Below are 23,847 nucleotides of genomic sequence, written 5' to 3'. Positions count from 1 at the left end.
CCGCAGCACCGCAAACGGGGAAAATCTAAACAAAAAAGGGGAATACTTTTATGAAAAAACAGTTATTCGCAGGACTTGTTACTCTTGGTGCCGTTTCCATGCTGTGCGGTTTTGACAGTGCTCAGACGGCAGACACGATCTCCTCACAGATGAGCGAGGCTGTAGCGGCAGCAAACAGCGCTTCCGCAGCCATCACAGCAAATCTGGATGCAGGCGTCGATATCAGCGATGGTGCGACTACCTCTACACTCGGCCTGAATGCTTCCGGAAATCTCAGCTATGACGCAGTTCTCGATCCGCTTTCCATGAAGATGGAGGGATCCTATGAGTTTTCCATGCTCGGCGAAGGTCAGTCCCAGTCCATGCAGCTGTATCTGGTACCGGACGAGACCGGCGCATATAAATCCTATTCTTATCTGGAGGATGCCGCTACCGGTGAGGGCACCTGGTATCTGCAGGAGGGTATGGCTGTAGAAGCGCAGGAGCTCACAGATCTTGTAAAGAGCGCTTCCGAAAACATGGGTGGATTTACAGATCTTGGCATTGAGCTTACACTGGCACCGGAAGCCGCTGATGTAGACGGTACAGAGTGCTACCTTCTCACTGCAACGATCGACTCCGCTTCCATCAGCTCTCTTCTTGAAAAGACCTCTGCTATCACAGGCGAGGATCTTACCGCGGATGAGGATATCGCACTGGCACTGTCCGTACTGGACGGGATCGCGCTGAATGTAGAATACTATGTTGATACGACTACCTTCCTTCCGGTAAAGATGCATATGGATCTCAACAGCAGCGACTTTTCTACCATTGAGGCGCTCCTGACTTCCGCTACAGGTATGGCTGCTGCCGAGGGCGCACCGGAGTCTACGGTTGGTCTTACTGTCAATGATGCTTCTCTTGACATCGTTATGTCATATGACACAGTATCTGAGATCACAGTACCGGAAGAGGCAGTTGCTTCCGCACAGAGCATAGATCTGGCTGCTGAGGCTGAAATGACTGCCGAGCTGGCTGAATCTGAGGCTGCTGACCTGGCTGCTGAAGTTGCTGAGACAGAGGCTGTCACAGAGGCTGTTACAGAATAAAACCGAAGCGTGTGCCGTCAGGCACAGTATCGTTTCTTCTTCAAATTCAAAAGGATGCTGCTGCGTATGATACATACACTGCGGCATCCTTTTTCTCTGCCCGGTCCTCTTGCGGTCTTCAGGCATTCTCCACGATCATCATATTCAGCTTCTGCCACTTCTGCATTTCCTGCTTCGTGATGAGGAGCTGTCTTTTTAATTCCTCTGTATGCTCCTGCGGCTTCAGGGTGACCAGACATCGGAATGCACACGGTACAAGATCCGCACTCGATATCCCGCACAGCAGACCGTCTGTTGCTTCACGCAGCTCCAGCGGATTGAATATATACAAAAGATCCTCCTCCAGCGTATTGTACTGATTCACAAATGTAAACCGGATCAGCATGTCGCTGTAAAGGACTTTGCCGCTGTAATACACATCACTGCTTTTTCCATTCGGCGTCACAGAACTGATGGACAGGCTTGCCTCATAATTTCCCGGCTCATTCTCCTTCTCATGGATATGGATAACGCCATCCTTCAGTCTCTTATATCTCCCGTCATAAAAATAAAAGTACAGCTGCCGGGCCTGAAAAAACGGACTCTTTTTTTCTGCTGCCACGAACGCCTCCCGCGTCGGCTCCGCGGCGGCCTGATAGTCGATCAGCTGTGCCGCCTCCACCTGGAGCGCCTGCGCGATCTCGCAGAGCGTCTCTATGTCCAGCGTGATCTCCCCGTTTTCGTATTTGCTGATGCTCGCCCGGCTCTTATGCACCATATCTGCAAGCTGCTGCAGCGTCAGCCCGCGGCTCTTGCGGTACATCCGTATCCGTGCTCCCGCGTGCCTGCTTACCTGATTCATATCCTTCTCTCCCTCCTGAAAAATCGCTCCCCGCTCCATCTGTGCAGCTGCTCTTTGGAACGGCGGCCGATGCTTCGCCAAAAAAGTTTCGTAAAAATATACGTTTCCTTTCCCGGCTTCTTTTTCTCCGCTCATCATACTTCATTTTTGTGTGAAATTCTACTCTGATTCAATTTTTTTAACATTTAATTTCTTTAGACGAAATTTTTTGTATTTGCTTTTCCGGGCGCACCTGATAAAATAGGGACTCAGAAATGAAGACAGAAGGGATGTAACATTATGAAAAAGAAAGGCAGCTTTACCGGTTCTCTCGGATTCGTGCTGGCAGCGGCAGGAAGCGCGGTCGGCGTGGGAAACATCTGGAGATTTCCATATCTTGCAGCAAAAGACGGAGGAGGACTGTTTCTGATCGTATATCTTGTGCTCGTCCTGACCTTCGGGTTCACACTGCTTGCAACTGACGTCGCGATCGGACGGCGCACGAAGCAGAATGCGCTCCACGCCTTCGGCGCGATCCGCCCCAGATGGAAATTCCTCGGATACCTGACCTTCCTCGTTCCGGCGCTCATTATGACGTATTATTCTGTCATCGGCGGATGGATCACAAAATATGCGGTCACCTATCTGACCGGACATGGTGATGATGCGGCAGCAGACGGGTACTTTACAGATTTTATCACCTCGCGCGTATCGCCGGTCTTCTTCATGCTTATATTTCTTGCCGTAACTGCATTTATCGTGTACCGCGGAGTAGAAAAAGGCATTGAAAAATTTTCCCGCTTTGTCATGCCCGGGCTTCTCCTGCTGATCATCGGCATTGCCATTTTTTCGCTCACCCTCTCCCACACGGACGCGGACGGCGTCACACGGACCGGGCTGCAGGGACTTGGCGTGTATCTGATCCCGGATCTCTCCGGCATGACGCCGCAGCGTTTCCTGGGAATATTGCTGGATGCGATGAGCCAGCTCTTCTTTTCTTTAAGTGTATCAATGGGAATTATGATCACGTACGGTTCCTACGTAAAAAAAGATGTGAATCTTGGCAGATCATTGGGACAGATTGAAATCTTTGATACCGGAGTGGCGTTTCTCGCCGGTATGATGATCATACCTGCCGTATTTGTATTCTCCGGGACAGACGGGATGGCGTCCGGACCGAGCCTTATGTTTGTCTCTCTTCCAAAGGTATTTGCGGAAATGGGAGCCGCCGGGACCATCGTCGGGCTCATCTTTTTTGTCATGGTGATCTTTGCCGCTCTGACCTCCTGCGTCTCCATTATGGAAACGCTCGTAGCCAGCTGCATGGACCTCTTTCACCAGACACGTCAAAAAATGAGCCTGATCATCGGCATACTGTCTCTGGCGGCCGCTGCCGTGATCTGCCTTGGATATAATGTATTTTATTTTGAGCTGACGCTGCCCAACGGTCAGAGCGCGCAGCTGCTTGACGTCATGGACTACTTAAGCAACAGCTTTCTGATGCCGGCGATCTCATTTTTGACGTGTATCTTTGTCGGCTGGATCATCAAGCCGAAATGGATCATTGAAGAGATGGAGGCGAGCGGGCACCGCTTTACCCGGCGCAGGCTCTATTCATTTATGATCCGCTATGTGACGCCTGTCATCATGGCTGTCCTGTTTTTGCAGTCGACCGGACTGCTGAATTACCTGTAACCTCATCTGGCACAGATTTTGCATAGCCGCTGGCGTATCTTCATATAGACCGATACGATGGTCGAGACGAGGATAATACCGGCGGCTATAATAAACACCTCCTGCACCAGCCACACAATATCGGACATCGATGCGAGCACGCCATTTTGCATAATAGACACCATCATCCGATACAGGTCGCCTCCCGGGAGCAGCGGGATCAGAAGCGGCACCTCCATGACGATCACTGGTGTCTTTCTCCGGCGCGCCTCCGTCTCCGCGATCGCAGCCGCCACCACAACTGCCTCAAACAGCCCCAGCAAAGCGGAGCCGTGCTGCTTTCCGACCAGAAAAATCAGCCAGGACAGCGCCCCGCCCCATCCGACTGTGATCAGCTTGCCGCCGCGCACGCCAAACATAAGAGCAAAGCAGACGGAACCAAGTCCCGCTGCCAGAATCTGTACTATCTCCTGTATTCCCATCCGGATCTACCTCCTGTCATCCTTCTCCGGTCGGTGCTCATCTGAGCCCTCCTCCCATCAACGTCATAGCTCCGATAAAGCCTGCTGCGATCGCGATCGTACGGATCAGCGATTCACACAGCCGCAAAAGTCCCGACATCGTATCTCCCGCAAGCATCTCGCGGATCGCATTCATAAATGGCAGCCCCGGGATCAGGAGCATGATATTTCCCATCATGGCAGGATCAATATGAAACGATATCCCGCATTTTTGTACGAGCGTCAAAAACAGACCGCCGACTGCGGAACATGCCGCATATCTGACGATCGCATTGGACACTGCCTGCTGCATCAGACGCAGCAGCAGACAGATCCCCATTCCGGTCACAGCCGCAAATACGGCCTCCAGTACTCCGCCGCTGTAAAATACGGCAAAGACAGCCGCCGTAGCTCCATAAAGCAGTATCTTAAACCAAAACGGCCATTCCCTGCTCCGGTCGATCTCCTCCAGCCTGCATTCGAGCTCCTCCACTCCGATCGGCGATGCGCACACCTCTCTTGCCAGCTGATTGACGAGCGCCACGCGCTGCAGGTTCGTATCATATCCGTAAATCCGCCTCGTCTGAGTCAGTATCGCTCCCTGAGCAGTATATACCGTAACAACGATCGAGGACGTGATCGTAAACACATCTGCGCGAAGAAACCCGTATGCCTGGAACATACGGGTCATCGTATCCTCTACACGGTTGATCTCTCCTCCGGACTTCAGGATCAGCTCTCCTGCGTCCAGCACACATTTTATGATCCGGTTTTCTCTTTGAAATTCCATGCCGGCCTCCATACCATATCTTTTCCAGCGCCTGTATCCGTCCGGCCCTGCCTTGGCCCGCACGAAACAGTCATGACTGAACAGATTCTAGTATAGATAAATTCTCTCCAGAATACAACCTGTTTTTATTTTTGTACTTTTCCTGCGCTTTGCCCGCCATCCCTGCCGGATAAAAGGAGCAAAAACACCTCCGAGCACACCGCGCACAGATTGCACAGCATGCCAAGGCCAAGGTTCCACAGCATGGTAAGCTGCGCCTCTCCCTTCGCAGTCCGGAAGATCAGCAGCAGATTCTCCCGCTGCTTTTCCCACCACTGTTCCCAGAAGGAAAAATCCGACCACTTTGTCGGGATCATATCCGCCGGGATCTGAAGATGGCGGAACACAAAAAAGCAAATGACCGCGGCCGCCCCGAGCGTTCCCGCCGCATACAGCAGCCTCTGAGCGGTGCGCGTACTGCATCTTATCTGTCCTGCGAGCAGGGATACCAGCCAGACTCCCAGAAGCAGCGGAAGCAAAAGGAGGAGATCCTGCGCCGCCGCATTTAAAAATCCTGTGTCCATGACCTTTCCATCGAGTCCGGACCGGATCAGAAACTGCTGCGCTTCCCCGCTTCCAGACCCGGACTGCGTCAGATATACCGATACCATATGAAGGACCGGACCGTCTTCTTCTGCCGCCTGCCGGATCATGATCCGGTCCAGGCTTTCTACAACGCCGCAGACGGTGTAGGCACGCTCGTCACACCACACGGTCTGTCCCGCTGCCTGCTGCGTCCCGAACAGTTCCTGTGCCGTCTGCGCATCCACAAAGCATCCCCGATCCTGATATGCAAGCATCCCGATCCCCGGAACGATCAGCTCCGGATTACCCTGTGTAAGCACAGTCTTTACCGTGCCCATACCGCCAGTCTCCCGACAGACAAGCTGCGCCGCATCCTGTTCACCCCAGAAGCAAAAGCCCTGCTCCTGTTCTTTTTCCTGCTCACACAGGCCGGCTGCCTGCTTCGTATCAAGCGCCTGCCCCTCCAGCAGGATCACCGCTGTATCAGAATATCTGCGCGCTGCTGTACAAAAACGCACCGCCAGAAGAAAAAAGAGTGCTGTGATAAACATTCCTGCGCATACCCTGATCCTCCTCATTTATCCTGCCTCCCTGCTTTCATACGCCTGCTCCATCCTGCCTTATTCCTGTACCCGTACACGACTGCCCTCATCCACTGCCTTATTAGAGCTGATAATGACCTCCTGCTGCGAGGTAAGGCCGCCCTGTGCAAGCGCCGCATAGGACTCATTTTTCTCCAGGACAGTCACGTCTACCCGGCGCGCCCGTATCTCCGTTCCCAATACAGAGTCATACTGCTCTGTCACAAGCACATAGGTCTGATTTTTTTCATCCAGACGAAGCGCAGACAGCGGCACGCAGACAGGGTAGGCCTCTGACTTTTTGCTGAATTCAAGCGTCGCGCCTGCCCCGAGCTCAAATACATCAGATTCCATGGGGATCTGGACGGTTATCTGATAAATATCTTCCTGACTCTCATCCTCTGTCACAGACTCCACCGGAAGCTCCTCCAAAACCTGCTTTTTTGAGCTGCCGCGCAGGGTCACAGAATCGCCCACCGCAATATATTCCTCCTGCTCCTTTGTCAGCTCGCCCTTAAACCGATAGCCCTTTGACAGGTCCGTAAGGAGCATGGCTGTCGTATCGGTCGTCTTCTCTCCTGTGATAACCTGGATTTTTGTGATCAGCCCATCGCAGGGAGCTGTGATCCGTCCTTCCTCCTGCTTTAGCTTCTCGAGCTTTGAAAGCTGCAGCTCCATCTGCTCATATGTAATCTCATTCATCCGGTCAGAGCTGTTTGATGCATCCGGGATACCGGCCTGCTGTACTGCCCGCCCGGATGTCACTGCCGCCTCATTGGCAGCGATCGCAGCATCCTCATATGCCTGCTGCGCTGCTTTTACATTTGCGATCAGCTGCTTTTCTGACTGCGCATTCTGGGCATTTCCTGCCTCCAGCCGCTCCTGCTGATACTGCGCAAGCGCCTTTTCTGCTTCCTGCTTCTGCGCAAGCGCCGTCTCCACCTTCTGCTGTGCTGCCAAAAGCTCAGAAGCGTAGCTGTCCCGGACAGACTGTTCAATCCGATCCAGCTCTTCTTGTGACGGCGCATCTGCGCCTCCTCCATCCATTCCTTCTATTATAATATCATCGGCTCCGTCCGCATCTGTATCTCCGTTTTCTCCGATGCTTCCGTCGGTCCCTGTACTTCCATTTCCTCCAATGCTCCCGCCGGTCCCTGTACTTCCATTTCCTCCGATGCTCCCGCCGGTCCCTGTACTTCCATTTCCTCCGATGCTCCCACCGGTCCCTGTACTTCCGTTTCCTCCGATGTTCCCGCCGATCCCTGTACTTCCATTTCCTCCGACGCTCCCATCAGTTTCTGCATCTGTGGCTTCTCCGCCTCCGACAATCTCTGCGCCTTCTATCGTAATGTCTCCTGCACCCGGCTCATTTTCTGCCGGCGCCCAATCCGGCGCTGCTCCCGGTCCTTCCTCCTGTGTATATGATTCTGTCCCGCTGTGTCCCACAGGCGCTTGCACATCGTCCCAGGCGCCATTTTCCGAAAGCTCCCGATCACCGGCAAAATCTTCTATAAGGAGTTCCTCTGGAGCATCCAGCTCTCCCGCACCATCTGAGGAACCGGTCCGTACCTCATCCGGCTCCTCCAAAAGGACCGGCGCATCAGGGACGGGATCTGTATCCTCCAGAGCAGGTGGCGCATATCCCCCCATCCGGGAAGCGTTATTGACCGCCTGCTGGAGCGCTGTATGGACTGCATTTTCGATCTTCCACTGTACCTGCGCCAGTTCCTGCTGCGCCTGAATATACGCCTGCGCCTTTTCCTCACAGGCCTGCTCGAGAGAAGCCTCCACGCTGCTGTCCTGCCCGGCACTCTCATTTTGATGCTTTTTCCGAAATCTCTTCAGCTCCTTCTTTGCCTCGTCCAGGGCTTCCCTGGCACGCGACAGCTGCACGCCCGCGCTGTGTGTCGAGAGTGCATACTGCTCCGCCGCCTGTGCCTGCTGGCTTGCCTTTTGCTGTGCGCTGACCTCCTTTTGGCTCTTCGCATCCCCGACCGTGAGCTGCTGCTTCTCCATCTCCTGCTGCTGCGCCAGTATCTTCTCCTCCAGAAGAGTCAGGTCGATCTCAAAGAGCAGGTCTCCCTTCTTCACCCGGTCGCCCTCGCTTACATAGATTGATTTTACCCTCTGGTCCGGCTCTGTCGTAACCGCAAGCTCCTGGTTCTGCGTTACCTTTCCCGCCACTGCAATATCATGCGTGATCATCTTGTTTTCCGGCCGCGCTGTCACTACCGCCGCCACACTCATCTGATCTGCAGCTCTGGAAATTACGGTAAAGCAGAGCATACATGCAAAAAAAGCCGCTGTGATACGCAACAATCTCTTCTTATCCAAAATACATCCTCCTGTTGTCTGTCATTCCTTCACCGCAGCAGCGGTAATTCCCTGCTCCAGATACTCCTGTCCCGAAAGAAACAGCAGCAGCGCCGGGATCAGCATCAGAAGCGCTGCGGCAAACCCCGCTCCGGCCTCCTCCAGACCGATCTCCGGCAGATACAAAGACAGAGGCCACAGCGCCTTTGTCTTTAAAAAGGTCATCGGCTGCTCAATCATATTCCAGGACTCCAAAAATCCGAGGATCGAGGCAGAAACAATACCTGCCGCGCCAAGCGGTATCCCGATCCGCAAAAAAATCTGCAGGTTTCCCGCTCCGTCGATCCGCGCTGCCTCCAGCACTGCCTCCGGGATCCCACAGAAAAACCGGTACATGATAAATACCGGGAAGGTAGAAAATACTGCCGGCAGGATAACCGCCCAGTGTGTATCAAGCAGGCAAAGGTCATCCAGCACCAGATACTCCGGAAGCATCAGCACCTGAAACGGCATCAGCATAAGGACAATGTAAAGCATTAATAAAAGCCGTTTCCCCGGAAAAGAAAAACGCGCCAGCCCCCACGCTGCAGGCACACCGAATACAATCTGCCCGATCAGGATGAACACAGAGATCCTCATCGAATTCCAGAACATCACAAAAAACTGCGGGGAATCGATCAGCACCTCGACAAGCGGCTGCAGAGTCGGCGCCTTTGGCACAAGAGACCAGGACGCCATCCCCTGCGCTCCGCCAAGCACAGACCCCAGATACTCCTTTAGCTCCCACTGCTGCATAAAGGCTCCGCCCACTGCAAAAACAATAGGAAAAAAAATCACTGCCGCAAGCAGAAAAAGCAGCGTATACACCAGCAGCCTTCCGGCACTGCCGCTGCCGCGCTCTTTTCTTTGGATTTTTCTCTTCCTGCTGCTTTTTCTTTTACTTTTACCACTGCCCTGCATCACACTTCGCCCTTTCTTTGCTCCAGTCATCCTTCCCACCGTTCCCCCGCGCTGCCTTTTCTCATACTATCCTTTCAGTTGCCCGCCGTTTTGCCGCTATACCTCACTGTCCCACGCCCTCTGCAAAAGCAGGATCAGTCCGAATACCAGCGCCGCATTGATCACCGCAGCCGCAGCGATCTTGTCAAAGGAAAGCTCACGGAACCAGTTATTATACAGATGCTGGATCAGATACATGCTCTGGTGCGGATAATCTCCTGCAACCAGCCACGCCTCCCGGAATACCTTAAAGGAATTTAAAAAGGACAGCACCGAGATCGTATACAGCGCCGGCTTCAGGTTGGGAAGTGTGATCTTCAGAAAGCATTTCCACTCTCCTGCCCCGTCCACACGGGCTGCCTCATAGATCGCAGTCGGGATACCGGACAGCCCTGCCATCCACAGCACCATATCATAGCCGATATTTTTCCACAGATAGCTGATCACGAGCACCGCAAATGCAGCATTACTGCCCATCCAGTTCACCGGCTCTGCACAAAAGCGTTCCAGCACCGCATTCAGCAGGCCATTTGAATGAAACAAAGCCTTCCAGACAAGCACTACAGAAGCCGCGGGGACAGCCACCGGCACCAGGAACATTCCCTTTAGCGTATTTTTCCCTGTCCGCAGCTTCTGCAGGACAACGGCCAGTACAAGAGAGAACACAACAAGCAGAGGAATACAGATAAAGGTAAACCGCAGCGTATTTTCCGCAGCCATGCGAAAGGCTGCGTTTGAAAACACCTCCCGGTAATTTTTCAGTCCCACCCACTGCTGTGTGACTGCACTCTGAAAGGAACGCTTTATTACTTCCAAAAAAGGAAGCAGGGTAAAGCAGAGGACTCCGACAAGACCGGGAAGCAGGAAGAGAAGCCCTGCAAACTCCCGCCTGACTGCCCTGCGCCCAGATAGCGGATATTTCTGAGTTTTCCGGCATACACGACCGGCTTTTCCTTTTTTTCTCATTCTTCCTCTTCCTGCCTTTATTCTGCCAGATACAGGTTCAGCTTCTGCATGACAGAGCTCACTGCCTCTTCTTCTGTACAGATTCCGTACATCGATTTTTTCGTTTCCGCGATCACCGTATCGCGCTGTACACGATCCATGTCCGCGCATACGGAAAGACCGTTTACTGCGTCCGTAAACGCATCCAGCTCCTCTTCGGACGGCCATCTGCAGAATATTGTGACAGGATCATCAATTTCATACGAGTCCTCCCCGTATGTCGTCTGTTCGATCTGCGCTACTGTCTCTTCGGATGGATGCAGTATACTGTCAAACAGCGCCTTATTGACCGGGAACCTCGAATAGGTACTGGCCTGTATTCCGCCCGCACCAAACAGATAGCGGATGAACTCCTGTGCGTGGTCTCCTGCCTTTGCGGTACTTGACATACCGATCATCGTATATGGGACAAAGACCGCGCCGCCTTCCTGCTCCGGGAAGACGAATACACAGCCTTCCGCTTCGTTTTCTATCGAAAGAAGAGAGATATAATCCATCATATCCCCAAGAGCCCCGACAGAAAGCTTTCGTTTTGCGCGCGCCAGATTGAATTTCGATTCAGATACGGGATAATCATCGTAATACGTCTGCTCTGCCTTCAGTGTCTCCTCGTACTCGCGGTACATCTGCAGCAATTCACTTTCACTGGCATCTGCATTTGCCTCCACATTCTGGTAAACATCCGTACACAGGGAGATGTACTGGCCGATCAGCGCTTCATTGAGTGTCCCGTCATCCTGTTTCCATCCCATGCTGTATACCGGATACAGACTTTCTGCCAGGCACGATGCACTGCTCCAGGAAAGCAGACCTGCCTCTTTGGAAAGCTCTCTCAGATTTTCCAAAGAGCCTTCCCCGCCAAGCTGTGCCGCCGTCTCCGGCGCTCCCGCCACAGCCACCATGGAAAACTGTACCGGAGCGGCATATACACTGCCGTCCTCCTTTTGCCCGGCATAGACGATATTTTCCAGCAGCCCTTCGGACTGGCTTACCTCACCCAGTATCCCGCTAATATCAGCCAGCACTCCCTGCTCCACATAGTCGTCCACGGGCATCCCGTCCAGTACCAGCACATCCGGCCCTTCTCCTGCCAGAATCTGTGTATTCAGCGTCCGAACCGCATCCGCGACAGTCACTCCATCCTCTGCGCTGATCCCCGTCTGATATTCTACATATATATCCGGATGCTCTGTCTGGAACTGAGATACCGCATGACGGACCGTATCATTTTCCTCAAGAGAATATACCGTCACCGTATCCGGCGGCACACTCTGTACATTATCCGAATAGGTAAATCGCAAAAGGGATGTCTGACCTGCATCCCCCATCGTCAGAACATAAAATGACCCGTCTGCCTCCTCCAGAGCCAGAAGCTGTGTCGATGGATCCCCGAGCGCTGTCATTTCACCATCTATGACCTGCTCTACTACACTGCCTTCCATGATATGTGAAAATATTCCTTTTGCCGTGCAGTAGTAGATCCGTCCTGCCCCGTCTCCTGCAAAGAGCACCGGACGTCCGAACGACGTCGTGATCTCATACGTTTCCCCCGAATCGAACAGTGCCTGCTCCAGGGCCTCATCCCGTGCAAGCGGCTCACCGGTATTCAGATCATACCGGAACACCTCTTTCCCTGCAACCGCGATCACTTCTTCCCCGCAGACTGCCATTGCATCCGCTCCGATATCGCCAAGCGTCTGCTCCACTTCTCCTGTCTCTCTGTCCCGGACAGAGAGCTCACCGCTGTACGACTGCGCTGCCACACGGCCATCCTGCGAAAACGCAAGGCTCCAGCTATTCGCATCCTCCGGCTGTTCTATCCTTTTCGCGTTCCCCTGCGCATCAAACGGAATATAATACTGCTTTTCTCCGTCTAAGGCGAGAGCCGCGCCGCCGCTGTCTTCGCAAAGCGCAATCGAAAGATAATACAGGCCGCCGTATTCTTCCGGCAGTCTGCCTGCCTTCTGCCACGTCTGCCCTGCGTCGCTGCTGTCCCACAGCGTCACGCCTGTCTGTCCTCCTCCCGTTACCAGACGCAGAACGCCCGCCTGCGTCTGTACAATATCGTATGCCATTTCTCCATCCGAAAGCTCTGGAAATCCTGCCTGCTCACAGACAAAACGTCCCATCGGCACTTCTTCGGCATATACACAGCCGGACAGCGCGTGAAACACTGCGATGCCGGAAAATACTGCTCCCACTGCTGTTTTTCTGATCCTTTCGCGCCACCTTTTCATCCAACTCCCCCTCTTCTTACCCTTTTCCTGTTTTCTCTCTTCCTGCGGCAGCCTTTATTCTGCCAGATACAGGTTCAGCTTCTGCATGATAGAGTTCACTGCCTCATCCGCGCTGATTTCCCCACTCATGCACCGCTTCACCTCTGTGATCACGGTGTCCTTTTTGATCTGCGCCGTATCCGCACATGTGGTAAGGGACTCTGCCATCTTGCGAAGCGCGTCCATCTCCTCCTGTGACGGCCATTCATACATAAGCTCTACCATATTTCCATCCGAATCACTGGAGGTAAGACCATAAGCGCCATCCTCAAACTGATTTTCCGAAAGGAGATTGTCAAATGATGTTTTATTTACAGGAAATCCAAGCCCCTGGATCTCATTCTGCGCATCAGCCGAAAGCATATATGCGACAAACTGTCCTGCGCGTTCCTGCTCTTTGGTTGTATTCAAAATACTGAGTATCACAGACGGATAGAATACATTCTCCTGCTGCATCGCAAGCGGCTGCACCTGGCAGGCCCCCGCTTCTGACTCTACAGAAAGGATTCCCGCATAGCTGATAATGCTCCCGAGTGAGCCGAGCTTGAGCTGTGTGCCGCCGCCAAGCAGATCCAAAAGTCCCAGCTGAACAAGATCGATCTCCGGATAAAACAGATCGGACCATGCAGAAAATTCCCCGTTCTCATACTTGCTCATCCGCTCCAGTGTCTCCTCAGAGGCTGCCGCGCGGTATGCGTCACTGACCGCCTTGACGCCATTTACAAATTCTGCAAGCTTTTCCTGATTGATCGTATGATCCTCGTTCTCCCAGCTTCCTGCACATACCGGGTAAAGGATCTCCGGCAGGTTCACAATATCAAACGCATCCAGTACGCCCTGCTGGGATGCCAGCGCTTCCAGCGACTCAAAGGTCGCATCCACCTTATTGTTCTGTGTCAGCCCTGTGATGACCTCCATACTGAACCTCGCCGGAACTGCCACAAGCCCTTCCTCCGTGCGGTATGCGTCCGTAATATTTTCCAGTAAGCCCTCTGATTTTGCTGCTTCTGCGACTACCTCAGACAGATCCATCAAAACGCCCTGAGATGCATACGTCTCCACCGACATGCCATCCAGCAAAAGCACATCCGGCCCATTCCCCGCCAGGATATCTGTATTCAGCGTACGCAGCGCATCTGCGACTGTCACACCGTCCTCACCGCTCATTCCTGTCTGATAATTAATATACGTATCAGGATATTTTTTCTGGAATCCCACGATCGCCTGCCGGATCTGCTGATTTTCCATCAGAGAGTATACCGTTAGCTCACGCTCCGGAACACTCGATATATCCGGGTCATACTCATATTTTAACAGCTTCGTTGTCGCGCCATCCTCTGATTCCAGCACGTAAAATGTCTCTCCGAGGACAGCCATTGCCAGCAGGCTCACGTTCGGAGCGGACAGGGATACAAGAGAGCCGTCTATGACCTGCTCGACCACATTTCCATCCATCATATGAGAAAAGATCCCCTGATCCATGCAGTAATACAGCCGCCCCTCCTCATCCTGTGAAAACAGGATCGGAGAACCTGTCGTAGTCGTCTGCATATAGCCCTCCGGCTTTGCATGGCTGCCTGTATACAGCGCCTCATTGAGCGCCTCATCCCGTGCAAGCGGCTCACCGGTATGCAGATCATATCGCTGTACCTCTTCATCCAGAAGTAAAAGCACCTCCTCGCCGCACACGCCAAATGCATTGACAAACTCAGAAACCATCTCTACCGTGTGCTCCCCCGTAGACGGGTCGATCAGAGCGGCACCATTATTATAGGTCAGTCCGATCAGCTCTCCCTGACCCGTATACTCCAGCAGCCGCAGATCGCCATCCTCCACGACCTTTTCCTGCACTGCCCCGGAATCATCAAAGGTCAGGAGGGAAATTTCCATATCAAATGCCTCCCCCTGCTGCGCCTCTCCCTGTTCCTTCATCACCACTGCAGCTCCGCCGCCGGTCGGTGAAAGCCTGACATCCGCCCAGAAAGCGGAAGCTGTCTCCTCTGCACAGTCCAGTGCATACTGTTCCTCCCACGACGCTCCCCCGTCTGTACTTTTGTAGACAGCATATTTCTCCTGTGTCTCTCCGATCACAGCAAGGCTTCCATCCTCCATGCGTTCTATATCCCGCGCAAACAGCCCTTCCGGGAGCGCTGCATCAGACTCCAGATAACGCCCGCGCGCCGCCTCTGTCTCTTCTGCCATAAGCGGCACACCCGGAAGTGTGCCTGCACATACGGCACCTGCCAGCATACCTGCCAGCGTCCGTTTCCATCCCTGTCTCATTCTTATTTACCTCCTCTTTTTTGTGCTTTCTGCTATTTCATTTCTGCATCAGTGTAGCACTGCTTTCTCTAAGCTTTCTCTAAACCCGTTAGTTTTTCCAATAAAATGTACATTTGTTATGCAAAATATGTTTTACATCTTTTATTATTTTTAATAATTTATTTTTTTCTTTATATTTTTATTGTATTTTTTCAGATATTACTTTATAATAATCAATATAGTAAATACATTAGAGATGAGCAAAACACATTGATTCAAAAGTAGAATTTGGCAGCCAGCTTCTATAAAGTTTGAGGTTGCGATTTTATGGCATAGCAAAGCTAACGTAAGTCCAAAACTTACGAAAACATAAGACTATGAGAATTTTTGAATCACGCAATTCGTTTTGCAGTTTTCAGTTTGCGATAAGACTGACCGGAATGGCTAGTGATTGCGGCAACTGCAACTGCCAGTAAACTGATATGGGCAAGTGTGTTTAAGTTTGTAACAGACGCTTTATTTCTTACCCACATCCGCTCCTGACCAGTATTTTTAAAACGCGAATTATAGCGTTCACATTCTGTGCGGAGTGAATAATTACTTTTAAAATATTTGCTGTCCCTATCAATGGAAAGTCTTAAATCATCAGGAAGGGTGAGATATTTCGTACAGCCACGATGCTTTTTATCATTATAGAAATTTTTGTGGTGGCATGGGCAAACGGTATCTTTACTTGATTTTAAAGGGCAACAAAACTTTTGGCGGGTACGACCACGATCGGAAAACTTACCATCCTTCCACATGGCAAGCCCTGCTTCACAAATGGGATTCCCTTGAGGAAGAAGTTTCGGATTTTTGGTATTACGTTTGTTTAATGGAATAATACATTCTCCATTGTAAAGTTCCTTAACCTGATTGTAGATATTTTTGACATCGTAACCTTTGTCGGCAAGGAATATGCAGTCCGTTATTGGTTGAAAGGAATGGGTATCAGCAAGGATATCCAAAGCAACGGTAGCATCATGAACTTCCGCGGTTGTGGTCATTTCATAAATAGGAAGACCTGAAATACAGTCTACAAGGACATGATTTTTATAGCCCCAATAGAATTCATATTTTTTCTCGTTCGTTTGATTGGATGCAGTGTGGACGCCGAGTCTACAATCTGAATCAGCCCTTGGTTGATTTTCGGGTTTAAACTTATTTGAGAGAAAAGATTTCGGATTATTCTGTGAAGTATTTGCAGAGACCGGGGTTGAATCTAAGCCAATAAAAGAAGTGTCTACGATACCTTCTTTGGAAAGGAGTAGCACTTGAGTTTTCATGATTTTAGAGAGAACTTCATTATCGAAATTTTTCAGGAAGCGATCAAAAGTCCAATAAGAAGGAAGCGGACGAGAAATATCAAAGCCACAAAAATGAGCAATCAGAAGATTATTGTGAAGATAATCGACAAGGTCGGAAATCATGGAGAAACCTTCACATTTCATGACAATAAAGGAACAAATCATAGCGTGATTTGAAAACCCTTTCCTTCCTGTTTTGGGGAATTCTGGAACAAAGGATAAATCAAGATTCAGAAAAAGAGAATCATAAAACTTTGCAACTGGTTGTGAAGTGAAAAGACGAATGTCTTTCAAAATTTCTTGACGATAGATAACAATCAGCTCCTTTCGGTGAATTGATTTTGACAACTTAATTGTACCATTTGGAGCTGATTGTTACTATAAATTTGAAGTGATAAATGAGGTTGCCATGCCTCGCAAACCCGCATAAATACTGAATGTGTGGAGTTTTGCTCATGGCTATAAATACATTATTTGGGAGGTGGTTCCGATGATAGCTGGATTTTAACTCTTATATCAGTCAAACTTAAAAGGAGAAAATACATGCTTAAAACATGGTTCTTTTTATTTATTTTTTCGATCATAATTCAGTGCATTTTTGCATATAAAAAATTTCCGCACTATATAGGCGGGTGCATTCCTCTTGCCTTTTTAGTCTTTGCTTTTTATATAGCCTGTCAACTTACTCGCATCGGAATGAACATAATGACAATACTTGCGTTTTTATTCCTCCTGTTTTTCTATTTTCTGTCTTTGAACTTATTTATTGGTATAAAAAATATACTACATACCGGTACTTATCGTCATCAGCACGTGAAAATTAACTATCGTTTTTATTAGAGAGGAGCTTTATGAAGCAGATAATACCCTTTTTTGTTATTATTCTAATATTTACATTGCTGCAGATTCTGTTAGCCAAAAGGAAAAAACCCAGGGAAAGCATAGTATTACCTCTTGTTTACCTTTTGCTGAGTATCAATCATATTATCAATGCTTTTTCTTTAGAAGTTCAACTGCAGCCTGACTACTATCGTGCCGCTGCCTTGTTTTTCCCCTGTATCGAGCTAATATTCGTTTATTTTATATTTTTTTACTACTGGTTATACAGACAAATATGACGCCAGCTCTCCCGCATTTTTAAAGACTTTTTAGAGATTCCTGTGATATACTTGTTTATTATCGGGAGGTTTCTTATGCGCATATTATTAATCGAAGACGACAAAGCGCTCTGCTGCTCCCTCTCCCTTCTTCTGGAGCAGCAGGGTTTTTCTGTGACCGTCTGCAATGACGGTGAGGAAGGGCTGTTTTATCTGATGGAAGACTGCCACGATCTCGTGCTGCTTGACCGGATGCTCCCGTCTCTTGACGGGATGGAGGTGCTGCGCCGGGCAAGACAGGCGCACTGCACGGTTCCGATCCTCTTTCTGACTGCGCTTGGCAGTCTCGATGAACGGATCACCGGACTTGACTGCGGAGCAGATGATTATATCGTAAAACCCTTTGCTTTTGAGGAGCTCATGGCGCGCATCCGGTGCATCTGCCGCCGGCCGCAGCGCCTCCATGAGACAGACGCGCTCACGTTTGGCGACCTGACCTTTGATGTACAGCAAAGCCTGCTGACCTGCGGCGGGAAATCCTGCACGCTGTCCAAACGGGAGGGAGCGCTGCTTGCCCTGTTCTTTAACAACCCACAGCAGACACTCCCCCGCGCCACGATCCTCGGCCGTGTCTGGGGACCGGAAAGCGAGATCGAGGAAGGAAATCTTGACAACTACATTCATTTTATCCGGCGCAGACTCAAATCAGTCGGCAGCACGGTGCAGCTAAAGACTGCGCGCGGCATCGGATACCGACTGGAGGCAACGCCATGACACAGCACACAAAAAAAGGGGCTGAAAAAAAACGCGGTCTCCTGCAGCATCTGAGCCTGCAGTCCTTCAGGCGCTTTGGCATGATACAAAAGCTCCACATACAGCTTACTGCGCTGTGTACAGCGATCACCGGACTGGTCCTTGCCGTGCTTACTGTGATCTGTCTGTCTATCTCAGAATCCGGCATACGGGGGCAGGAAGCGGCTGCCTTCCAGACTAATCTGAACACCTTGTATGAAAATCTCGAGGTACAGACAGCGCTCTCACACAACTGGATCCGTCAGATGGAATTTCACTATCAGTTTACCATCCGGCTCTTTGACAATGGGATACCTCTGTTTTATCAGCAGATTACAGAAGATGCTCAGATGGATGCTCTCGCAGAGCAGACGATCCGCACAGCGAGGCAGGAGCACGCGATCGATCTGGAGGATCCCTCATCTGCCGGAATGCTGGGACAGCATGCTGAATTTACGGTTTACGATAAAGCGGGGAATCCCTACAATGCGTCTGCCGCAGTCGTTCCGCGCGGAACAGGCGTACTAAGCGCAATCGTGCTGCATCCGCTCGCTCCTATGCGGGCGCGTATCCTTCACCAGAGGATCTCTTTTGCAGCTGCAGATCTGGCTGCCCTTCTGGCTCTTTGCATATTTTTCTGGTTCTTTACTGCACGGATGATCCGGCCGATCCAGGAAAACCGGAAAAAACAGATACAGTTTGTCGCTGCAGCTTCCCATGAGCTGCGCTCCCCTCTGACTGTCATCCTGAGCAATATCGCCGCCGTCCGCAGCCGCCTGATGCCGTGTGATGATACGTTTCTTGATACGCTGGATTCCGAGAGCAGCCGGATGTCGCGTCTGATCAACGATATGCTCCAGCTTGCCGGTGCAGATAATCATACCTGGAGCATGCAGCTCCAGGAGGCAGAGCCTGACACCCTGCTGCTTCAGACATGGGAAAATTTTGAATCCATGGCGCTGGCAAAGGGACTTCGCTTTGATATCGAGCTGCCGGAAGACAGTGTGCCGCCTGTCTGCTGCGATGCCGAACGCATCCGTCAGCTTCTCTCCATACTGATAGACAATGCGTTCAGCTATACGCCGCGCGGAGGACGTGTCTGTCTGTCTTTGTCCACAGATACGCCTGATTTCCTGGCAGGAGGAGCGCGATCTTCATCCTCACGGGATTCCGGCGCAAAGAGCTTCGCGCCGCGAAAAAATGCGCTTTACCTTTCCGTGATCGATAATGGTCCCGGGATTCCGGACGATTCAAAAGCTGCTGTCTTTGAACGGTTTCAGCGGCTTGATTCTTCCCGCCGCGATAAATCCCACTTCGGATTAGGCCTTTGCATCGCACAGGAGATCGCGCAGCTGCATCACGGACAGCTCCTGCTGACGGATACACCGGGCGGAGGAGCGACTTTTACCGTAGTGCTCGAATATTGACCGGCGGTTCTGCCGTATACTGCAGCAGGACCGCATACAAATAAATCGAGGGTACTGCAGCATACATAAAATCCGTATGTTGCAGTACCCTCATCTTATCTTAAAATAATATTTTCTTATCCTGCAGCCGCAGCGCTTTATTCCTTTTCCTTCATCACGCTTAAATAAGCCGGACGAATGATCTTATTCATACCGATCTGTTCCTCAATGCGGTGCGCGCTCCATCCAACGATACGTGCCACTGCAAAGATCGGCGTATACAGCTCTACCGGAATACCGAGCATCTGATACACAAATCCACTGTAAAAATCCACATTCGGGCTGACACCCTTGAAGATCTTGCGCTTCTTCGCGATCACCTTCGGCGCGATCTCTTCGATATTATTGTAAAGCGCCATATCCGCATCGCGGTGCTTGTCTGTAGCCAGCATCTCCACAAATTTCTTAAAGATGCGCTCTCTCGGGTCAGACAGCGAATAGACGGCATGTCCCATACCGTAGATCAGGCCCTTACGGTCAAAGACCTCTCCCGCAAGCATCTTTGTCAGATAAGCCTCGATCTCATCCTTATCACGGAAATCACGCACATTCGTACGGATATCCTCCATCATCTCCATAACCTTGATATTCGCTCCGCCATGCTTTGGCCCCTTCAGAGAAGACATTGCCGCTGCGATCGCAGAATATGTATCGGAACCGGAGGAGGTCACGACACGCGTAGTAAAGGTAGAGTTATTACCGCCGCCATGCTCCATATGCAGCATCAGTGCAATATCAAGCACATGCGCCTCGATCTCTGTGTACTCTTTGCCCGGGCGCAGCATCATCAGAAGATTTTCCGCCGCGGACAGCTTCGGATCCGGTCTGTGGATATACATGCTGTCATTATTCTCATAGTGGTTATATGCATGGTAGCCATATACTGCAAGCATCGGGAAGATACTGATCAGCTGGATACACTGGCGCAGACTGTTGGAAAGCTCTGTATTGGTCGCGTCATCGTCATAGGATGCCAGCGTCAGGATGCTCCTTGTCATAGAGTTCATAATATCCTTCGTCGGCGCCTTCATGATCACATCGCGCGTAAAATTGGTGGGAAGATTTCTTCCTTCCGCGAGTACCTTTCCAAACTCCTGGAGCTGCTGCTCATCCGGCTTCTCGCCAAATAAAAGGAGGTATGCAGTAGACTCAAATCCAAACTTATCCTTTCCAAGATCACGCACGAGGTTTTCGATATTATAGCCTCTGTACCACAGCTCACCATCGCACGGAACCTGCTCCCCGTTTTCCTTTTTAAATGAGATGATCTTAGATATATTGGTAAGACCTGTCAGGACGCCCTTTCCGGACTTGTCACGCAGCCCGCGGTTTACTCCGTACTCTTCAAATAATGTATCGGAGATCGTATCATTTTTTCTGCAAATATCCTGCTGCTGCTGTGCATACCGTAAAATGTTCTCTTCATATTTCATACGCATCGTCTCCTTTTCTCTGCTTCCCCGCCCCGAAGACGCCAGTCACAGCGCCCGGCGAGGCTGCGCCGCCTATTCGGAATGGCGGTCCGTTGCCAGCTCCATATTACGTGCGATCTTTCCCGCTACCCGGCGGAGCACGCACTTTTCTTCCTCTGTCACTCCCTCAAAAATAATGGCAGTCATCTCATCCCACATATCGCTGATGTGGCTTACCAGCCCGTCCGCTTCATCTGTCAGACGAAAATGCACACAGCGCCGATCCTGCTGATCCGGCACTCCCTCCAGAAGATGCATCTCCTGAAGGCGTTCCACAGACTGGGAGATATGTCCCTTGGTAAACTGATATTTTTCCCTGATATCTGTGGAGGTATCTCTGTCCCCGCATCTGTGCAGATAATACAGGATCTCCACATCAATCTTCCTCAGTCCGTATCTCTCCCGCAGCCCCTCCATCCTGCTGGAAAGCAGATGCTTAAACTGCGTCCCATGTAACAATACCTCTACTGACCCTTCCATGCTGCCCTCACAAACCGGTCCTGCCGGCCCTCCTTTGTGATTGTTTACTTTTAAACTAATATAGCACGGCTTCCCAATTTTGGCAAGCATGCATTTATTTACAAGTTTTTAAACAACTGTTATAATATTTTTAAATCTGAATATGGAGGTATCCCTATGAAAAAACATACCAGGAAGCTTCTGATCCTGTTTCCGCTCCTGATCTTCCTGCTGGCCTTCCCGGCCTCTATACAGGCAGGCGCTGCGTCACAGCCGGCACAGATCACCAGCTGCAAGCTGATCTCTTCCAAAAAAGTCCGGATCACAGCTTCCATCAAAAATCCCAAAAAGATCAGAGGTAAAAGGTGCTACCTTTTTGCACTTTCTCTTTCTGACAAAAAGATCAAAAAGAACATGAAGCCTGTACAGTCCATGAAAAAAGCGAAAAAAATGACGTTCACGGTCCCGCTTGACGCCGCGAAGCCAACGAGCCGGATGTACTCCCGTTTCGTACTGGCCTCCAAAAATGCAGACGGCACCTACTCCGTGATCAGCAACGCGCGCTACATTTCCAATCCGAAAAAAGCCGCGTCCTATAAGTATGCGTTTCCGACCGCTGCCTCCAAAAAGGGACTGCAGGTCAGTGCTGATATGCTCGAGGATGCCGAAGAGCTCAATGTAAACCATGCTCTGATCAACATCGTATTCACCGATCTGATCGCAGCTGCGCATGAACAAAACGAGGCGCTCTCCATCCCGTATACGTATCAGGGCAAAACATACTGGTTCCGACGCGGGACCGTATCCAGCTACGACAGACAGCTCACCGCACTTTCTGAGCATGGAGCGGTCGTAAGCGCCGTCCTCCTGCTTGGCTGGAGGGATGATCTGACACACCTGATCTATCCGTCCGGACGGGAGAGCGGTCACAGCTTTTATGCCTGGAATACCTCACAAAAGTCAGCGCGCAGGCAGCTGGAGGCTGCGATCTCCTTCCTCGCCTCCCGCTATACGACTGCAGCGGCACAGCACGGCCGGATCGTCAACTGGATCGTAGGAAATGAAGTCAACAACTACAAGGTCTATAACTACGCAGGCGCAAAGACACTCACACAGTATGCGCGCATCTATGCAGACGCCTTCCGCCTGACATACAATACCGTAACCAGCGTCTATTCCAAAGCGCGCATTTATATTTCGCTGGATCATCTGTGGAATACCAACACCGTGCCCGGTACCTTTGCAGCCAGAAAAATGCTGGATGCCTTCGCCTCCGCATTAAAGAGTCAGGGAAATATCCGCTGGAATCTGGCCTATCATCCGTACAGCTCTCCGCTGACAGAGCCCAGATTCTGGCTCAATACGAACGGGCAGATCACAGATTCCCCAAGCACTCCGGTCATCAATATGGGAAATATCGGGATCCTGACAAAATACATCCGCCAGAAATACGGAAGCAGCACACGCATTATCCTCTCTGAGCAGGGGTACACCTCGCGTCAGTGGGGCAGCGATGTTCAAAAAGAGCAGTCTGCTGCGATCGCCTACAGCTACTACCTCACCGAGTCTGACAGCATGATCGATTCCTTCATCATGAACCGTCATGTGGACCACAATGTCGAGGTCGCACAGGGACTAAGCCTTGGCCTTTGGACAACAGATACCTCCTCGGGACGGCAGGAATGGGCCGGGACGAAAAAGGATTCCTGGAATGTCTTCAAATATATGGACACGAACCGTTCCACACAGGTCACCGCGCCATCGCTCTCCGTGATCGGCATCGACAAATGGTCAGACGTGATCCCGCATTTTAATAAAAAGCTCTACAGCAAAACACAGATCGCCTCCGCACCGTTAAGACAGGTTGCCGGATATCAGCGCAGCGCTGCAGTACCGTCAGGCTGGAAGCAGTATGGCGCCTCCTCCGGTATGTCTTCTGCCGGAGGAACACTCCGGGTCACGCACGATGCAGGGCGCAACCGCAACAGCCTGTGGGGCTTTGTACAGAAATTTGACAAAAAACTGAACTTCAAAAAGCATCCGATGTTTTACACGACCCTGCGGGTAAATGGCTCCACCGCCTCACAGGTATGCGTCAAGCTCCGTTTTTACAGCGACCGCAATATCCTGGAAAGCTCCTGTATCATCCCTGCAAATACGCCGGTACACCTTGGCGTCTCCCTTGCAAACTGGAAATACCGCAGATCTGTGACAAAAATACAGGTCACAATAGCCCCGGTAAGCGGCGGCTGGAACAGCAATGCTTCCCTCGAGATGACCCTCCCGGTCAGAGGAAAATCCTGACTGGCTTTTTCCATATGAGCTGCTCCAAAAGCCAGTCCC

Annotated in this window: 17 protein-coding genes; 5 read left to right on the top strand and 12 right to left on the bottom strand. The window is 51.1% G+C overall.

Translation table 11 applies throughout. The features are described from left to right. Nucleotides 1-50: 50 nt before the first annotated feature. The gene (locus QOX44_RS14895) at nt 51-1,088 is read left to right on the top strand and encodes a DUF6612 family protein (RefSeq protein WP_283684245.1); all 1,038 of its coding nucleotides are present in this window, start codon (nt 51-53) and stop codon (nt 1,086-1,088) included. A 118-nt stretch (nt 1,089-1,206) separates the two neighbouring features. Here QOX44_RS14895 and QOX44_RS14890 read toward each other — a convergent pair whose 3' ends face one another. Continuing rightward, nucleotides 1,207-2,067, bottom strand: a complete 861-nt coding sequence (locus QOX44_RS14890) for a helix-turn-helix domain-containing protein (RefSeq protein WP_283684244.1) — start codon at nt 2,065-2,067, stop codon at nt 1,207-1,209. A 141-nt stretch (nt 2,068-2,208) separates the two neighbouring features. On the opposite strand from QOX44_RS14890, the gene QOX44_RS14885 reads away from it, so the two are divergent. After that, nucleotides 2,209-3,603, top strand: coding sequence for a sodium-dependent transporter (locus QOX44_RS14885; RefSeq protein WP_283684242.1), 1,395 nt, complete (start codon nt 2,209-2,211; stop codon nt 3,601-3,603). Between the two features lie 2 nt (nt 3,604-3,605). Here the strand turns inward: QOX44_RS14885 and QOX44_RS14880 are convergent, their stop codons facing one another. From QOX44_RS14880 to QOX44_RS14840, 9 genes are all read right to left on the bottom strand, one after another. Next, nucleotides 3,606-4,064: a threonine/serine exporter family protein gene (locus tag QOX44_RS14880; RefSeq protein WP_283684240.1), complete on the bottom strand. Its 459-nt coding sequence runs from the start codon at nt 4,062-4,064 to the stop codon at nt 3,606-3,608. A 37-nt stretch (nt 4,065-4,101) separates the two neighbouring features. Next, nucleotides 4,102-4,872: a threonine/serine exporter family protein gene (locus tag QOX44_RS14875; RefSeq protein WP_283684239.1), complete on the bottom strand. Its 771-nt coding sequence runs from the start codon at nt 4,870-4,872 to the stop codon at nt 4,102-4,104. Between the two features lie 125 nt (nt 4,873-4,997). Next, a complete protein-coding gene (locus QOX44_RS14870) occupies nt 4,998-6,014 on the bottom strand; it encodes a hypothetical protein (RefSeq protein ID WP_283684237.1) in 1,017 nt (338 codons plus the stop codon). Between the two features lie 42 nt (nt 6,015-6,056). Beyond that, the gene (locus QOX44_RS14865; RefSeq protein WP_283684235.1) at nt 6,057-8,351 is read right to left on the bottom strand and encodes a biotin/lipoyl-binding protein; all 2,295 of its coding nucleotides are present in this window, start codon (nt 8,349-8,351) and stop codon (nt 6,057-6,059) included. Nucleotides 8,352-8,372: 21 nt separating this feature from the next. Continuing rightward, entirely contained in the window at nt 8,373-9,320 is a 948-nt protein-coding gene (locus QOX44_RS14860) for a carbohydrate ABC transporter permease (RefSeq protein WP_283684233.1), read from the bottom strand. 66 nt (nt 9,321-9,386) lie between these two features. Beyond that, nucleotides 9,387-10,295 carry a carbohydrate ABC transporter permease gene (locus QOX44_RS14855; protein ID WP_283684231.1) on the bottom strand — a complete coding sequence of 303 codons (909 nt, stop codon included), beginning with the start codon at nt 10,293-10,295 and terminating at the stop codon, nt 9,387-9,389. A gap of 17 nt (nt 10,296-10,312) precedes the next feature. After that, nucleotides 10,313-12,571, bottom strand: coding sequence for an extracellular solute-binding protein (locus QOX44_RS14850; protein ID WP_283684229.1), 2,259 nt, complete (start codon nt 12,569-12,571; stop codon nt 10,313-10,315). 54 nt (nt 12,572-12,625) lie between these two features. Then, entirely contained in the window at nt 12,626-14,893 is a 2,268-nt protein-coding gene (locus QOX44_RS14845) for an extracellular solute-binding protein (protein ID WP_283684227.1), read from the bottom strand. Nucleotides 14,894-15,264: 371 nt separating this feature from the next. Further along, a complete protein-coding gene (locus QOX44_RS14840) occupies nt 15,265-16,566 on the bottom strand; it encodes a transposase (RefSeq protein WP_283684225.1) in 1,302 nt (433 codons plus the stop codon). An 845-nt stretch (nt 16,567-17,411) separates the two neighbouring features. On the opposite strand from QOX44_RS14840, the gene QOX44_RS14835 reads away from it, so the two are divergent. Both QOX44_RS14835 and QOX44_RS14830 read left to right on the top strand, forming a co-directional pair. Continuing rightward, on the top strand, nt 17,412-18,089 hold the full coding sequence (locus tag QOX44_RS14835; protein ID WP_283684223.1) for a response regulator transcription factor: 678 nt from the start codon (nt 17,412-17,414) through the stop codon (nt 18,087-18,089). Further along, entirely contained in the window at nt 18,086-19,534 is a 1,449-nt protein-coding gene (locus tag QOX44_RS14830; RefSeq protein WP_283684220.1) for a sensor histidine kinase, read from the top strand. Before QOX44_RS14835 ends, QOX44_RS14830 begins: the two co-directional genes overlap by 4 nt. A gap of 137 nt (nt 19,535-19,671) precedes the next feature. Here the strand turns inward: QOX44_RS14830 and QOX44_RS14825 are convergent, their stop codons facing one another. Beyond that, on the bottom strand, nt 19,672-21,006 hold the full coding sequence (locus QOX44_RS14825) for a citrate/2-methylcitrate synthase (protein ID WP_283684219.1): 1,335 nt from the start codon (nt 21,004-21,006) through the stop codon (nt 19,672-19,674). Nucleotides 21,007-21,078: 72 nt separating this feature from the next. Further along, nucleotides 21,079-21,525: a MarR family winged helix-turn-helix transcriptional regulator gene (locus QOX44_RS14820; RefSeq protein WP_283684217.1), complete on the bottom strand. Its 447-nt coding sequence runs from the start codon at nt 21,523-21,525 to the stop codon at nt 21,079-21,081. Between the two features lie 156 nt (nt 21,526-21,681). On the opposite strand from QOX44_RS14820, the gene QOX44_RS14815 reads away from it, so the two are divergent. After that, nucleotides 21,682-23,808: a DUF5722 domain-containing protein gene (locus QOX44_RS14815; protein ID WP_283684215.1), complete on the top strand. Its 2,127-nt coding sequence runs from the start codon at nt 21,682-21,684 to the stop codon at nt 23,806-23,808. The last annotated feature ends 39 nt before the right edge of the window (nt 23,809-23,847 follow it).

Source organism: Parablautia sp. Marseille-Q6255, from assembly GCF_951230155.1.
Lineage (GTDB): Bacteria > Bacillota > Clostridia > Lachnospirales > Lachnospiraceae > Choladousia.
This window is presented reverse-complemented; position numbering and strand designations above follow the sequence as displayed.

Excerpts from the sequence above, each read along its gene's own strand:
- QOX44_RS14835 (WP_283684223.1), top strand. The coding sequence starts at position 17,412 with ATGCGCATATTATTAATCGAAGACGACAAAGCGCTCTGCTGCTCCCTC.
- QOX44_RS14880 (WP_283684240.1), bottom strand. The coding sequence starts at position 4,064 with ATGGGAATACAGGAGATAGTACAGATTCTGGCAGCGGGACTTGGTTCC.
- QOX44_RS14820 (WP_283684217.1), bottom strand. The coding sequence starts at position 21,525 with ATGGAAGGGTCAGTAGAGGTATTGTTACATGGGACGCAGTTTAAGCAT.
- QOX44_RS14885 (WP_283684242.1), top strand. The coding sequence starts at position 2,209 with ATGAAAAAGAAAGGCAGCTTTACCGGTTCTCTCGGATTCGTGCTGGCA.
- QOX44_RS14860 (WP_283684233.1), bottom strand. The coding sequence starts at position 9,320 with ATGACTGGAGCAAAGAAAGGGCGAAGTGTGATGCAGGGCAGTGGTAAA.
- QOX44_RS14830 (WP_283684220.1), top strand. The coding sequence starts at position 18,086 with ATGACACAGCACACAAAAAAAGGGGCTGAAAAAAAACGCGGTCTCCTG.
- QOX44_RS14870 (WP_283684237.1), bottom strand. The coding sequence starts at position 6,014 with ATGAGGAGGATCAGGGTATGCGCAGGAATGTTTATCACAGCACTCTTT.
- QOX44_RS14895 (WP_283684245.1), top strand. The coding sequence starts at position 51 with ATGAAAAAACAGTTATTCGCAGGACTTGTTACTCTTGGTGCCGTTTCC.
- QOX44_RS14815 (WP_283684215.1), top strand. The coding sequence starts at position 21,682 with ATGAAAAAACATACCAGGAAGCTTCTGATCCTGTTTCCGCTCCTGATC.
- QOX44_RS14845 (WP_283684227.1), bottom strand. The coding sequence starts at position 14,893 with ATGAGACAGGGATGGAAACGGACGCTGGCAGGTATGCTGGCAGGTGCC.
- QOX44_RS14850 (WP_283684229.1), bottom strand. The coding sequence starts at position 12,571 with ATGAAAAGGTGGCGCGAAAGGATCAGAAAAACAGCAGTGGGAGCAGTA.
- QOX44_RS14890 (WP_283684244.1), bottom strand. The coding sequence starts at position 2,067 with ATGATGAGCGGAGAAAAAGAAGCCGGGAAAGGAAACGTATATTTTTAC.
- QOX44_RS14825 (WP_283684219.1), bottom strand. The coding sequence starts at position 21,006 with ATGAAATATGAAGAGAACATTTTACGGTATGCACAGCAGCAGCAGGAT.
- QOX44_RS14855 (WP_283684231.1), bottom strand. The coding sequence starts at position 10,295 with ATGAGAAAAAAAGGAAAAGCCGGTCGTGTATGCCGGAAAACTCAGAAA.
- QOX44_RS14875 (WP_283684239.1), bottom strand. The coding sequence starts at position 4,872 with ATGGAATTTCAAAGAGAAAACCGGATCATAAAATGTGTGCTGGACGCA.